The sequence below is a fragment of the Chitinophaga niastensis genome, assembly GCF_003014755.1.
Taxonomy (GTDB): Bacteria; Bacteroidota; Bacteroidia; order Chitinophagales; family Chitinophagaceae; genus Chitinophaga; species Chitinophaga niastensis.
On sequence record NZ_PYAW01000002.1, the window covers coordinates 145,461 to 158,614 of the forward strand.

Consider the following 13,154-nt stretch of genomic DNA (forward strand, 5'->3'; position numbering starts at 1 on the left):
GTTATAGTGTTTAGCCATTAGCTTTTAGCTATTAGCCATGTTAATAACGGCTAATAGCTAATGGCTAAAAGCTATCTTTTTTGGTATTGATCATTATAATATTTCTGGTAATCTCCGCTGGTTACATTGTGTAACCATGCTTCGTTGGCCAGATACCACTCTACTGTTTTTTCCAGGCCTTCTTCAAACTGGAGTGATGGTTCCCAGCCCAGTTCCTTATTGAGTTTGGTGGCATCTATAGCGTAACGCAGATCATGTCCTGCACGGTCTTTTACAAACGTGATCAGCTGGGCGGATGTACCTTCGGCACGACCCAGTTTTTTATCCATGATGTTGCACAGTAAATAAATGAGGTCGATATTCTTCCACTCATTAAATCCACCGATGTTATAAGTTTCGCCATTTCTGCCATTATGGAAAATGGTGTCAATGGCTCTTGCATGGTCATTTACAAATAGCCAGTCACGCACATTTTCACCTTTGCCATATACCGGTACCGGCTTGTTGTTTTTGATATTGTGTATCGCCAGCGGTATCAGCTTTTCAGGAAAGTGGTGAGAGCCGTAATTGTTGGAACAATTGGAAATGATGGCAGGTAAATGATAGGTGTGGTGATATGCCATCACAAAATGGTCCGAACTGGCTTTGGAAGCAGAGTACGGAGAACGTGGATCATAGGCAGTTGTTTCCAGGAAGAAACCTTCTTCACCCAGTGATCCATATACTTCGTCGGTAGATACGTGGTAAAAGAGTTTACCATCCATATCATCTTTCCAAAGCTTACGTGCACTATTCAGCAATACGGCGGTACCCAGTACATTGGTTCTGATAAATGCCAAAGGGTCCATGATAGAGCGGTCTACATGGCTTTCAGCAGCCAGGTGTATTACACCATCAAATTGATATTTTGCAAAAAGCTGATCGATGAAGGTTTCATCAGTAATATCACCTTTCTCAAAAATATAATTTGGTTTATCTTTTATATCTACCAGGTTTTCCAGGTTACCGGCATAGGTAAGTGCATCCAGGTTCACAATCTGGTAGTCAGGGTATTTATTCACAAATAACCGTACCACATGAGAACCAATAAAACCAGCCCCGCCAGTAATCAAAAGTTTCCGCTTCATGCCAGAAAAAATTAAATATTTAATGTAATAATGCTTCTTTAAAATATTCGTACGTGATTTTCAAACCTTCCTGCCTGTTCACTTTTGGTTCCCATCCCAGTATGGCGCGGGCTTTGGTGATATCAGGCTGGCGTTGTTTGGGATCGTCTTTTGGTAATGGATGATAAACGATTTTTTGTTTGGACCCTGTCAGCGCAATGATTTCTTCTGCAAACTGATTGAGGGTAATTTCCTGTGGATTACCAATGTTTACAGGTAAGTGGTAATCGCTCAGTAATAAACGATAAATACCTTCCACGAGATCATCTACATAACAAAAAGAGCGTGTCTGGCTACCATCGCCAAATACAGTCAGGTCCTGACCATTCAGCGCCTGGCTCATAAATGCCGGCAATGCGCGGCCATCATTGAGTCGCATACGCGGACCGTAAGTATTGAAGATACGAATGATGCGGGTTTCTACGCCATGGAAATTATGGTATGCCATAGTGATAGATTCCAGGAATCTTTTGGCTTCGTCATATACACCTCTTGGTCCTACCGGGTTTACGTTGCCCCAGTATTCTTCCGGTTGTGGGTGTACATTAGGATCTCCATATACTTCAGATGTAGAAGCCACGAGGATGCGCGCCTTTTTTTCTTTCGCTAATCCCAGCAGATTATGGGTACCTAATGAGCCTACTTTCAGTGTTTGAATAGGCATCTTCAGGTAATCAATAGGGCTGGCAGGAGACGCGAAGTTAAGGATGTAGTCCAGCTTTCCCGGAACATGCACAAACTTGGTTACATCGTGATGATAATATTCAAATTCCGGTAAGGGAAAAAGATGTTCAATGTTTTTGATATTGCCAGTGAGCAGGTTATCCATGGCAATAACATGAAAACCTTCTTTTATAAAACGATCGCAGAGATGTGATCCGAGAAACCCGGCAGCACCAGCAATGAGCACTCTTTTCTTTTCCATATGTCAAGTAGGGTTTAAGATATAGCAGGAATACGTCCAACACTTTCGTAATGATATCCCAATTCTTTCATCCGTTGTACTTCAAACAGATTTCTACCATCAAAAATCGCCTGGTTCTTTAAAGTGGCTGAAATTTTATGGAAATCGGGGGTTCTGAATACACTCCATTCAGTAGCAATAATGAGGGCATCAGCATTATCCAGGCAAGTATATTGATGTTCTGCGTAAATGATTTTATCACCTACAATCTGTTTTACATTTCCCATCGCTTCCGGATCAAAAACGCTTACAGTGGCGCCTTCTGCCAGCAGTGCATCAATAATATATAAAGCCGGGGCTTCCCTGATATCATCTGTATTAGGTTTAAAAGCCAGGCCCCACAGTGCAAAATGTTTGCCTTTGAGGTTGTTTTTAAAATAGGCTTTTATTTTAGGGAGAAGAAAAAGTTTTTGCTTTTCATTCACATCCATTACGGCATTCAGTATTTTAAAGTCGTATTGTGCATCTTCAGATGATTTTACCAGTGCCTGCACATCTTTAGGAAAGCAACTGCCGCCATAACCTATACCGGGAAACAGGAAACGCTTACCAATACGGTCATCACTGCCAATACCTCTGCGTACCATGTCTACATCAGCACCGAGTCTTTCACACAGGATGGCGATTTCATTCATGAAAGAGATCTTGGTAGCCAGGAATGAATTAGCGGCATATTTGGTGAGCTCAGCGGATTTTTCATCCATAAACAACACCGGGTTTCCTTGTCTTACGAATGGTGCATACAGCTCGCCCATTACTTTACGCGCTCTTTCAGACGTTGTACCTATTACTACCCGGTCAGGTTTCATGAAGTCGTCAACAGCCACACCTTCGCGTAAAAATTCAGGATTGGATACTACATCAAAAGGCGTTTTACAGTTTTTTGCAATCGCTGCAATCACCTTTTCAGCCGTACCAACAGGTACTGTACTTTTGTCTACAATCACCTTATAATCAGTGAGCAGCTTGCCTAACTGGTCTGCTACATAGAGTACAAAAGAAAGATCGGCAGCACCATCTTCACCGGGAGGTGTAGGCAATGCCAGGAAAATTACTTCCGCATCTTTAATACCTTCTTCCAGGCTGGTAGTAAAAGATAAACGCTCTTCCTTCAGGTTGCGTTCAAATAATTTCTCCAGTCCGGGCTCGTAGATGGTAATCTGACCGGCGGAGAGCTTTTTTACTTTGTTGGCGTCAATGTCTACACAGGTTACTTCGTTACCTGTTTCGGCAAAACAGGTGCCGGTTACCAGACCAACGTAACCGGTGCCTACTACTGTAATCTTCATGCGGGGTGATTGTTTAAGAATGATTTAACTGATTGAATAATATGATCTAACTGATCGGCGTCCATTTCAGTGTGTATTGGCAAGGAAATTACCCTGGTAGTAAGGGTATCGGTTACAGGGAGGTTAAAATCTGCTCCGCCGAAGTGTTCAAACATTTTTTGGCGGTGGGCAGGTACGGGGTAATAAATCATAGCGGGCACCTGTTTTTCTGCAAGGAACTTTTGCAGCTCATTTCTGTCTGCTCCGTTCAATTGCAGGGTATATTGATGAAACACATGATAGCTGTAGGGTGCACGGTAAGGAGTAGTGATTTGTGGTACATCAGCAAAAGCGGCATCGTAAGCATCCGCTACTGCACGACGGGCATTGATATATTCGTCGAGTAAAGGCAGTTTAATACGCAATACGGCTGCCTGCACGGTATCCAAACGGGAGTTGCAGCCTACTACATCGTGATAGTAGCGGGCAGATTGTCCGTGGTTGGCTACCATTCTGATTTTAGCGGCCAGTGCGTCATCATTGGTAAATAAAGCACCGCCATCGCCATAACAACCAAGGTTTTTAGACGGGAAAAAAGAGGTACAGCCAATATGACCAATAGCGCCCGCCTTTTTAGTAGTACCATCTTTAAAAGTGTAAGTGCCGCCAATCGCCTGCGCATTGTCTTCAATCACATACAGATTATGTTTGGCTGCTACTGCCATCAGTGGCTCCATATCCGTAACATGGCCATACAGATGTACAGGAACAATAGCTTTTGTTTTAGGCGTAATCGCTTTTTCTATTTGCGCTACATCGAGGCAATAAGTTTGCGGATCTACATCCACAAAAACAGGCTTCAGTTGCAGCAGCGCTATTACTTCTGCAGTAGCAATAAAGGTGAAAGAAGGTGTGATCACTTCGTCGCCGGGTTCCAGTCCGAGTGCCATCATAGCAATTTGTAGGGCATCGGTGCCATTGGCGCAGGGGATCACATGCTTGATATCCAGGTACTGTTGTAACTCTTCGGTAAATTTCTGCACAGCACCACCATTAATAAAAGCGGAGCTTTCCAATACTTCCTGGATGGCAACATCTACCTGGGATTTAATCTTCGTATACTGGCGTTTCAAGTCCACCATCTGAATAGGAACCATATGAAATGTATATTTTTATTTTGTTTAAAGTGTGCAAATTTACAAATTTTGGGATTGGCTGGGGATTATCTTTGTAACTCCTAAAAAATTAAGTAAAAGTACGTAGGCAGATGTTAGCAACAGGAATTTATAATGCAGGGCTTCAATTATACAAGGCAGGCGTAAAACTCGCGGCCCTTACTGGCAAGGCTAAGGCGGAGCGTTGGCTCAAAGGCAGGCAGGACTGGCAATTGCGCATGCAACAGGCGGGTGTAGGTACGCTGCCGGTGGTATGGGTACATGCTGCCTCCCTGGGCGAATTTGAGCAGGGAAGGCCGGTATTGGAAGCCATCCGGGCAAAATACCCGGCGTATAAAATTTTGTTAACATTTTTTTCCCCCTCCGGTTACGAGGTGAGAAAGGACTACAAAGGGGCTGATTACGTTTATTACCTGCCGCTGGATACCAAACGTAATGCCCGCGATTTTATGGATATAGTGAAGCCGGCGCTGGCGATCTTCATAAAATATGAATTCTGGTATCATTACCTCACGGCCCTGCATACACGTAATGTACCCACGTTACTGGTATCCGGCATTTTCCGTAAAGACCAGATCTTCTTTAAAGGCTATGGTGGCATGTTCCGGGGCCTGTTACGGCAGCTGACACATATTTTTGTGCAGAATGAAGTGTCCCTGGAATTATTACAAAACATAGGCCTGCAAAATGCCAGTGTTAGCGGGGATACCCGGTTCGATCGTGTATCTGCCCTGTTATCTGAAAAGGCATTGCTGCCGGAAATAGAAAAGTTTGCTGCCGGGCAAAAGTTAATTGTAGCCGGGAGTACCTGGCCTGAGGACGAAAAAGTATTAAGTGAGTGGTGGAAAGAAAAGGAAGAAAAAGATATAAAGCTGGTAATAGCGCCACATGAAATACATGAAAGCCATATCCAGGCGATAACAACCATCTTTCCGGACGCCATAAAATATTCAGCGTTGAAACAAGGTGCTCTCCCGACAGATGTCCTGATAATTGATAATATTGGTATGCTGACCGCCTTATACCGTTATGCTACTATTGCCTATGTGGGTGGGGGGTTTGGGAAAGATGGCATCCATAATATACTGGAACCGGCTGTTTATAGCAAACCCGTAATTATTGGTCCGGAGTTTAAAAAATATTTTGAAGCCGTGGAACTGGTAGCCCTTGGGGGGGCGCTGGTGGTACACAATTACCGTAATCTGCATACTTACATGGAAATGATGTTGAGAGGCGACAACGATTACGCTGAAACAGCCGCCGCTGCCGGCAGTTATGTAGCGGCCAATACGGGTGCAACCAGTAAAGTATTAAATTATATTCAGGAGAAACGCTTTTTAAGCAACGAATAGAAGTGTTGTACCAGGTGGTGATCATCTTCCCAGCCCTGTATTATTTTTATTTCGCGTTGTATCCAGTAGTCGGCTTCCTGCAGGTTGCCGCATTCATTAATAGTTTTGATAGAACGCTCGTAAAGGTCCGTGTCGCCCCTGAAAAGCTCCTGGATAAACTGATACTTGTCGTTGATACCAATGGCATGACGCAGATCATTAACAGGCATTTCCCCCAACTTTTGCGCTATCTCCACCTGTTGATGACGCAGGCGGTCGTTAAGGGAGGTGTTATTATTATTACCTGCCAGTTCGTTTAAGTCTTTCCGGAGGCCATCAGCAGTTGTATGGTTGCCGTTCCTCACAGGTTCTTCCACGGTGTCAAAGAGGGTAGCGGCTACGGCGGGCTTTTGTTTTTCCTGCACTGGTGGCTGGGTAACTGCTGGTGTAGGAATAGGTTGTTGAGTAACTACCGGTTGCGGCTTAGGAGGAATCAGATCCGCAGCAGGTACAGCTGCAGCTGTTTCATTCATCCTGGCGGCCCGGGTATTGATATCTTCTACTATTATTGTTGTATGTGGAACAGCGGTTGGCGCATCATTCATCCTGGCAGCCCGGGTATTCACGTCTTCTTCAACGGGCTTTTCCGGAACAGGCGTGGGTGCTTCCACCGGTTTATTTGATGGTAATGTTGTAGTTTGCGCCGCAGTTGATGCTGGTTTTGTTTCAACAACAGGCTGTTGGGAAGGCATAATAACCGCAATATGGTTTTGCCTGGATTGTGTTTCCTGCTGATGTTGTTTACTACGGGCATGCAACACTTCCGCTTGTAGCAATTGTACGTAATACGAAATCGCCTGCAGATCTGCCCCGGAATTTTTTAATTCCTGTAGTTTCTCAATTAATGCACTAATTTTCTCCATGCCTTAATTGTTAACGGTTTGTGAGAGAAATTATTTTATTTTCATAAAATTAGAATATTTTAATTAATTAATAATCAAATTAGTATAATATGTTTATTGAACCTTCTCTTGCAGGAGGACGGAGGGGCTGGATCGAAGTAATTTGCGGCTCTATGTTCTCGGGAAAAACCGAAGAACTGATCCGCCGGCTGAAACGTGTACGCATCGCCAATTTAAAGGTGGAAACCTTTAAACCCGCACTTGATACGCGTTATGATGAAGGCAGCATCGTATCTCACGATGAAAATAAAATCATTTCCACACCGATAGAAAATTCCCAGCAAATACTGTTGCTGGCCCAGGAAGTAGACGTAGTGGGCATTGACGAAGCACAATTCTTTGACGATGAGTTGCCTAACGTATGTGATCAGCTGGCACTCCGTGGTATCCGCGTAATCATTGCCGGTCTGGATATGGATTATACCGGCAAACCATTCGGACAGATGCCTTTTCTGCTGGCAAAGGCAGATTATATCACCAAACTGCACGCCATCTGCGTGAAATGTGGCCATATTGCTAATTACTCTTACCGTAAATCTGCTTCAAAGGAAACTTTGTTGCTGGGAGAGAAGGATATTTATGAGCCAAGGTGTCGGCATTGTTACTACGAAAATGTCTGAGCGGATTTTGTCTTTCCCAGGATTAGGCTGATTATACTGATTACCCCGATTTTATTTTTTTGATTATAAAAAAGATTGGCGAAGATTAAAGCGAATATATCCGCTTCGATCCTCGCCAATCTTTTAAAATCTTTCAAAATCAAAAAAATAAAATCGGGGTAATCAGTATAATCAGCCTAATCCTGGGAAAGACAAAATCACCGCGTCTGTTTTACCTTAAACGTAAATTTCTTTTGTGTGAGATAGCTGAAAATAACCACCAGCGCGGTAGTACAGATCTTACCAACAGTAGGATAAAGATGCAGCTGGTCTACAAACAGCTTCATAAATACATAGTTCAGCATAATGCAGATAGCTACCAGCACGAAGTAACGGAACAATTGTATGCGTCCGCGCAAATTGGATTCCGAAAAAACCACGTATTTACTCAGTAAAAAGCCGGTAGGGAAAGTAACTGCCATAGACATGAACAGGGCTGCAATGTGCGCACTCATGCTAAAAAGGGGCAGATGTACCATTTGCTGATGCAGCACAAAATTATAACATACGAAATACAGAAATATATCCAGCATCGTATTGCCCCCGCCACAGGCAAGGTAGCGGAAGGTTTGCAAAGGCATCAACTTTGCAAAAGGCTGATAGAAGAAGTCAATAATCTGTAAAATGATGTTACGTATCATAAAAAAAATTGGCGCAAAGTTAGTCGTTTTCCGCTTTTTGGAAAACACTTTAACTAAAGTTAACATCTTATAGGGCTTTATCTTAACATATTTCTTTTTTTCCAGGCAGAGGATTGGTTAATAGCACTACCTGCCGCTTCCTGTAAAACTATGTTATGTTGCTGCCATATCTGCGCAGCCAGGATGGCCGCCAGTTTATTCACTTCTTCGGGCTGCTCCTGCAGCGATTGAGGGGTAAAATATTTACCTATAAAATTTGTGTCAAACTTTCCTTCTATAAATGCGGGCTGCTGTAAAGCCCAGTGCCCAAAGGGGAGGGTGGTCCGGATGCCTTTTACCTGGTATTCCTCAATAGCACGCAGCAAACGATGCCTGGCTTCTTCCCGGTCGCTGCCCCAGGCTATGAGTTTGGCAATCATAGGATCATAGTAGATAGGGATATCCATGCCCTGTTCGTAGCCATCGTCTACCCGCACCCCATACCCTTGTGGCCGGATGTATGTTTCCAGCTTACCGGTATCCGGCAAAAAGTTATTAGCAGGATCTTCTGCACAGATGCGCAGTTCTATAGCATGGCCGTTTATTTTCAGACTATCCTGTGTGAAAGCTAATTTTTCGCCACGGGCTATCCTGATCTGTTCCTTTACAAGGTCCAGCCCCGTGATCAGCTCTGTTACAGGATGTTCTACCTGCAAACGGGTATTCATCTCCAGGAAATAAAAATTCAGGTGTTCATCTACCAGGAACTCCACCGTGCCGGCACCATAATAGTTACAGGCTTTGGCTACATCTACCGCACATTGGCCCATAGCAGCCCTGACAGCAGGCGTAAGACAGGAAGAGGGGGCTTCTTCTATCAGCTTCTGGTGGCGACGCTGAATAGAACACTCTCTTTCAAATAAGTATACACAGTTACCGTGACGATCGCCCAGTATCTGTATCTCTATATGGCGGGGAGATCCCACATATTTCTCTATAAAAACAGCATCATCACCAAAGGCGCTCAGGGCTTCGCTTTTAGCCATCCTGATCTGTTCATCCAGTTCTTCGGGAGCATTTACTACCCGCATTCCTTTACCACCTCCACCTGCTGAGGCTTTGATGAGAATAGGAAACCCGGTCTTTTTTACTACTTCATGGGCTTCTTCCACACTACGCAGCGGTGTTTCTGTGCCCGGCACCATAGGTACACCAAATTTCTGTGCCGCCTGTTTGGCAGCCAGCTTGCTTCCCATTACTTCAATGGAGGCGGCAGACGGACCTATGAAAATAATACCTGCATCCGTTACCTGTTGAGCAAAACGGGCGTTTTCACTTAAAAAACCATATCCCGGATGGATGCCATCCGCCCCTTTTTCTTTTGCTACGGCAATGATTTTATCGCCCAGTAAATAGGATTTATTGGAAGGAGCCGGACCAATACATACTGCTTCATCTGCATATTGTACAAAAGGCATTGTACGATCCGCCTCGGAATATACTGCTACAGTTTTTATTCCCATCTCACGTGCAGAACGCATAATGCGTAATGCTATTTCCCCACGATTAGCAACCAGGATTTTATTCATATCGCTTTTAGCTTTTAGCAAGTAGCTTTTAGCCCGGAAGCCAGAAGCATTTTTTAAACAGGGGGCTAATATACAGCTTTTAGCTTTTAGCCATTAGTTGTTAGTTTTGACAGATTTTAAACAGAGATATATTCGTTATTGGCTAATGGCTAATGGCTAAAAGCTAACCGCTAATAGCTATCTTTGCGCCTTACCATGAAAAAAAGCAATCCGATACATCAAACATTAACCCTTGTAAAAAAGGATCTTACACTGGAATTACGCCAGCAGTATGCATTTTACGGGGTGCTGCTCTATATTGTATCTACCGTTTTTGTCATTAATCTGATGATGGGCCGCCCGGATGATAAAGTATGGAACGCCCTGTTTTGGGTGATACAGCTGTTTGTGGCGGTAAATGCCATTGCTAAAAGTTTCATGCAGGAGAGCCGTGGCCGCTTGTTATACTTCTATTCCCTGGTACATCCCCGTTGCTTTATAGCGGCCAAACTGATCTATAATGTGATATTAATGACGTTGATGAGCCTGATAGCACTGATTTGCAGCATTGCTTTTCTGGGTAATCCCATTGTTAATGCACTATATTTTATTGGTATGGTATTGCTGGGCGGGATCAGCTTATCGCTGTTATTCACTATGCTGGCTGCCATTGCAGCCCAGGCCAATCATAACGCTGCGCTCATGGCGGTGATGGGTTTCCCCCTGATCATGCCCGTATTAATGCTGCTGGCAAACATCTCTTTGTCGGCTTTTGTAATGGTATATCAGCCAGGATTGCCCAAAATGTTCCTCCTGCTGGGGGGCATGGACATCCTCGTTATTGCGCTGACTATGATACTTTTCCCGTTCCTGTGGAAAGACTAAAATTAGAAATATCAAACGAAAAGCTCACTTCTATAAAGGATATTTAACAGGGATTTGCTGCTGTTGGATAAACTTAAAATCCCCGAAAATCTTTGTGATTAGCTTTAAAACGTGTAGGTTTGCCCCCGAATATAGCTGTTAAAAAATGGCCAGACATTGGTGGAAAGCATTAGCGATACTGCTTCTTTTATATGTAATTATCGCCGGGTTCACTGTTAAAATACCTATAATAGGAACCAACGGACAATCATCCCGAGGATTGTTCTTTCACGTACCGATGTGGATATGTATGTATACCATGTTTACCGTGTCAATTATTTACTCCCTGCTTTTTTTGTCGAAATATGATTTAAAGAAAGATGTGATCGCCTCCAGCGCTGCCGGAGTAGGTACTTTCTTTGGTGTATTGGGATTTGCAACGGGTACGCTCTGGGCAACCTATACCTGGGGTGGTACACTCACCGATGATCCCAAGCAGATGTGCACGGCCATCGCTATCCTGATCTACATGGCATACCTGGTATTGCGCATGTCTATTCATGATATCGACAAACGGGCACGCATATCCGCAGTTTTCAACATTTTTGCTTTTGCCTTACTGATTCCGCTTACTTATATCATTCCCCGCATGGTAGATTCGCTGCATCCGGGAAGTGCTACTACCCCCGGTTTTGCATCAAAAGATACAGACGGTGGAATGAAAATGGTGCTGTACCCTGCCTTTATTGGCTGGACGTTGCTCAGTGTGTGGATATTTTCATTGGTGGTACGTTACAAGAAATTACAGCTTAAAAATATTTTTAAATGATCAACAAAGCGTTTTCATTTTGCCTGACCCTGGCCTTGTTATTCATCTCCGTACTGGCAAATGCACAACAACAGAATACAGAATCGGGCCCGGTCAATGAATTTTTCCGTAGCAACGATAAAATTTACGTGATTGTAGGTGTTTTAGTGATCATCTTCCTGGGAATTGTGCTATTCCTTATTAACCTGGACCGAAAGATTGGCAAACTGGAGAAAAGAGACAAGAATAATCCATAGAAAAATAATCTAATCGTTATACCAAAACAATAAATTATGTCGCAAGATCAGCATTATAGCTTCTTCCAGAGTGTGGAAAAAAGCTTCGATAAAGCCGCTGCATTTACTAAATGGGACAAAGGTATCCTTGAGCAGATCAAAGCCTGTAATGCAGTGTACCAGATCAAATTTCCGGTACGGATAGGTGATTCTGTACAGGTAATTGAAGCTTATCGTGTGCAACACTCTCATCACAAACTGCCATGTAAAGGTGGTATCCGCTTCAGCGAAGAAGTGAACCAGGATGAAGTGATGGCATTGGCTTCCCTCATGACCTATAAATGCGCGATCGTGAACGTGCCTTTTGGTGGTGCTAAAGGTGGTTTGAAAATCAATCCCCGCAACTATACGCCCTTCCAGCTGGAAGCTATTACCCGCCGTTATACCGCGGAACTGGTAAAGAAAAACTTTATCGGACCAGGTACAGACGTTCCTGCGCCTGATTACGGAACCGGCGAAAGAGAAATGAGCTGGATCCTGGATACTTACATGAGCTTACGTCCGGGTGAAATTGATGGTTATGGTTGCGTTACCGGTAAACCTGTTTCTCAGGGCGGTGTACGCGGTCGTACAGAAGCTACCGGCTTAGGTGTATTCTACGGTTTGCGCGAACTGTGCAACATCAAGGAAGACATGGATCGCTTAGGATTGACTACCGGTATCGAAGGTAAGCGGGTAATTGTACAGGGTATGGGTAACGTAGGTTACCATGCTGCCAAATATTTCCACGAAGCAGGTGCTAAAGTTATCTGCCTCATCGAGTGGGATGGCGCTATCTTCAATGAACATGGCCTCAATCCTGAAGAAGTGCAGGCACACAAAAAAGCAACGGGTTCTATCATCAACTTCCCCGGCGCTACTAACCTCAGCAAAAATACAGACGGCCTGGAACTGGATTGCGAAATCCTGATCCCTGCTGCACTGGAACATGTAATTGATAAACACAACGCTCCTAACATAAAGGCTAAGATCATTGGTGAAGCAGCTAACGGTCCGTTAACGCCTGAAGCAGATGAGATCCTGAATAAGAAAGGGGTGATCGTTGTTCCGGATATGTTCCTGAATGCCGGCGGTGTTACCGTTTCTTATTTTGAGTGGTTGAAGAACCTGAGCCATGTGCGTTATGGTCGTTTGGGCAAACGCTTTGATGAAAATATGAACATTCATATCCTGCAAACCATCGAAGACCTGACCGGTAAAAAAGTATCTGATAAAGAAAGAAAATTCATTGGTCACGGTGCGGATGAAGTAGACCTGGTTTACTCTGGTTTAGAAGAAACCATGCACGCTGCCCTGCATGAAGTACGTGATGTAATGATGGCTAACCCGCAAATCCATGATATGCGTACAGCTGCTTATGTATGTGCTATCAACAAGGTGGGTGCTGCTTACGAGCAACTGGGTATCTTCCCTTGATGCATACAAAGAGTTATTGATTGTCATAAAGCTAGTGAAGCCTCCGCCTTTGGCGGA

13 protein-coding genes are annotated in these 13,154 nt (G+C 44.0%); 6 read left to right on the forward strand and 7 right to left on the reverse strand.

All coding sequences use genetic code 11. The annotated features are described in order from the left end of the window. Positions 1–71: 71 nt before the first annotated feature. From rfbB to CLV51_RS09095, 4 genes are read right to left on the reverse strand one after another with little or no spacing between them, the layout of a single operon-like run. Complete coding sequence (rfbB, locus tag CLV51_RS09080; protein WP_106527738.1) at positions 72–1,127, reverse strand: dTDP-glucose 4,6-dehydratase; 1,056 nt, start codon at positions 1,125–1,127, stop codon at positions 72–74. A gap of 19 nt (positions 1,128–1,146) precedes the next feature. After that, positions 1,147–2,091 carry a UDP-glucuronic acid decarboxylase family protein gene (locus CLV51_RS09085; RefSeq protein ID WP_106527739.1) on the reverse strand — a complete coding sequence of 315 codons (945 nt, stop codon included), beginning with the start codon at positions 2,089–2,091 and terminating at the stop codon, positions 1,147–1,149. Positions 2,092–2,105: 14 nt separating this feature from the next. Further along, the gene (locus tag CLV51_RS09090; RefSeq protein WP_106527740.1) at positions 2,106–3,419 is read right to left on the reverse strand and encodes a UDP-glucose dehydrogenase family protein; all 1,314 of its coding nucleotides are present in this window, start codon (positions 3,417–3,419) and stop codon (positions 2,106–2,108) included. Continuing rightward, positions 3,416–4,555 (reverse strand): DegT/DnrJ/EryC1/StrS family aminotransferase, encoded by a 1,140-nt coding sequence (locus tag CLV51_RS09095; RefSeq protein WP_106527741.1) that lies wholly within the window; start codon positions 4,553–4,555, stop codon positions 3,416–3,418. Before CLV51_RS09095 ends, CLV51_RS09090 begins: the two co-directional genes overlap by 4 nt. 110 nt (positions 4,556–4,665) lie before the next feature. Between CLV51_RS09095 and CLV51_RS09100 the strand changes: the two genes are divergently transcribed. Continuing rightward, positions 4,666–5,925 carry a 3-deoxy-D-manno-octulosonic acid transferase gene (locus CLV51_RS09100; RefSeq protein WP_106527742.1) on the forward strand — a complete coding sequence of 420 codons (1,260 nt, stop codon included), beginning with the start codon at positions 4,666–4,668 and terminating at the stop codon, positions 5,923–5,925. Here the strand turns inward: CLV51_RS09100 and CLV51_RS09105 are convergent. Further along, on the reverse strand, positions 5,895–6,827 hold the full coding sequence (locus CLV51_RS09105) for a hypothetical protein (protein WP_106527743.1): 933 nt from the start codon (positions 6,825–6,827) through the stop codon (positions 5,895–5,897). The two genes, CLV51_RS09100 and CLV51_RS09105, sit on opposite strands and share 31 nt — an antisense overlap. An 89-nt stretch (positions 6,828–6,916) precedes the next feature. Here CLV51_RS09105 and CLV51_RS09110 point away from each other — a divergent pair, with 89 nt between their 5' ends. Beyond that, a complete protein-coding gene (locus CLV51_RS09110; protein ID WP_106527744.1) occupies positions 6,917–7,486 on the forward strand; it encodes a thymidine kinase in 570 nt (189 codons plus the stop codon). A 197-nt stretch (positions 7,487–7,683) separates the two neighbouring features. Here the strand turns inward: CLV51_RS09110 and CLV51_RS09115 are convergent, their stop codons facing one another. Together CLV51_RS09115 and accC are read right to left on the reverse strand one after the other, a co-directional pair. Then, the gene (locus tag CLV51_RS09115) at positions 7,684–8,232 is read right to left on the reverse strand and encodes a GtrA family protein (protein WP_245898673.1); all 549 of its coding nucleotides are present in this window, start codon (positions 8,230–8,232) and stop codon (positions 7,684–7,686) included. Positions 8,233–8,243: 11 nt separating this feature from the next. Beyond that, positions 8,244–9,734 carry an acetyl-CoA carboxylase biotin carboxylase subunit gene (gene accC, locus CLV51_RS09120; RefSeq protein ID WP_106527745.1) on the reverse strand — a complete coding sequence of 497 codons (1,491 nt, stop codon included), beginning with the start codon at positions 9,732–9,734 and terminating at the stop codon, positions 8,244–8,246. Positions 9,735–9,929: 195 nt separating this feature from the next. Here accC and CLV51_RS09125 point away from each other — a divergent pair, with 195 nt between their 5' ends. From CLV51_RS09125 to CLV51_RS09140, 4 genes are all read left to right on the forward strand, one after another. Continuing rightward, a complete protein-coding gene (locus tag CLV51_RS09125; RefSeq protein WP_106527746.1) occupies positions 9,930–10,598 on the forward strand; it encodes a heme exporter protein CcmB in 669 nt (222 codons plus the stop codon). Positions 10,599–10,743: 145 nt separating this feature from the next. After that, positions 10,744–11,406 carry a cytochrome c biogenesis protein CcsA gene (ccsA, locus tag CLV51_RS09130; protein WP_106527747.1) on the forward strand — a complete coding sequence of 221 codons (663 nt, stop codon included), beginning with the start codon at positions 10,744–10,746 and terminating at the stop codon, positions 11,404–11,406. Next, positions 11,403–11,642: a CcmD family protein gene (locus tag CLV51_RS09135; protein WP_106527748.1), complete on the forward strand. Its 240-nt coding sequence runs from the start codon at positions 11,403–11,405 to the stop codon at positions 11,640–11,642. The genes ccsA and CLV51_RS09135 overlap by 4 nt, the downstream gene beginning before the upstream one ends. Positions 11,643–11,678: 36 nt before the next feature. After that, positions 11,679–13,097 (forward strand): Glu/Leu/Phe/Val family dehydrogenase, encoded by a 1,419-nt coding sequence (locus CLV51_RS09140; protein WP_106527749.1) that lies wholly within the window; start codon positions 11,679–11,681, stop codon positions 13,095–13,097. Positions 13,098–13,154 lie beyond the last annotated feature (57 nt).

Excerpts from the sequence above, each read along its gene's own strand:
- accC (WP_106527745.1), bottom strand. The coding sequence starts at position 9,734 with ATGAATAAAATCCTGGTTGCTAATCGTGGGGAAATAGCATTACGCATT.
- CLV51_RS09140 (WP_106527749.1), top strand. The coding sequence starts at position 11,679 with ATGTCGCAAGATCAGCATTATAGCTTCTTCCAGAGTGTGGAAAAAAGC.
- CLV51_RS09105 (WP_106527743.1), bottom strand. The coding sequence starts at position 6,827 with ATGGAGAAAATTAGTGCATTAATTGAGAAACTACAGGAATTAAAAAAT.
- CLV51_RS09125 (WP_106527746.1), top strand. The coding sequence starts at position 9,930 with ATGAAAAAAAGCAATCCGATACATCAAACATTAACCCTTGTAAAAAAG.
- CLV51_RS09115 (WP_245898673.1), bottom strand. The coding sequence starts at position 8,232 with ATGTTAACTTTAGTTAAAGTGTTTTCCAAAAAGCGGAAAACGACTAAC.
- CLV51_RS09135 (WP_106527748.1), top strand. The coding sequence starts at position 11,403 with ATGATCAACAAAGCGTTTTCATTTTGCCTGACCCTGGCCTTGTTATTC.
- CLV51_RS09085 (WP_106527739.1), bottom strand. The coding sequence starts at position 2,091 with ATGGAAAAGAAAAGAGTGCTCATTGCTGGTGCTGCCGGGTTTCTCGGA.
- CLV51_RS09100 (WP_106527742.1), top strand. The coding sequence starts at position 4,666 with ATGTTAGCAACAGGAATTTATAATGCAGGGCTTCAATTATACAAGGCA.
- rfbB (WP_106527738.1), bottom strand. The coding sequence starts at position 1,127 with ATGAAGCGGAAACTTTTGATTACTGGCGGGGCTGGTTTTATTGGTTCT.
- CLV51_RS09110 (WP_106527744.1), top strand. The coding sequence starts at position 6,917 with ATGTTTATTGAACCTTCTCTTGCAGGAGGACGGAGGGGCTGGATCGAA.
- CLV51_RS09090 (WP_106527740.1), bottom strand. The coding sequence starts at position 3,419 with ATGAAGATTACAGTAGTAGGCACCGGTTACGTTGGTCTGGTAACCGGC.
- CLV51_RS09095 (WP_106527741.1), bottom strand. The coding sequence starts at position 4,555 with ATGGTTCCTATTCAGATGGTGGACTTGAAACGCCAGTATACGAAGATT.
- ccsA (WP_106527747.1), top strand. The coding sequence starts at position 10,744 with ATGGCCAGACATTGGTGGAAAGCATTAGCGATACTGCTTCTTTTATAT.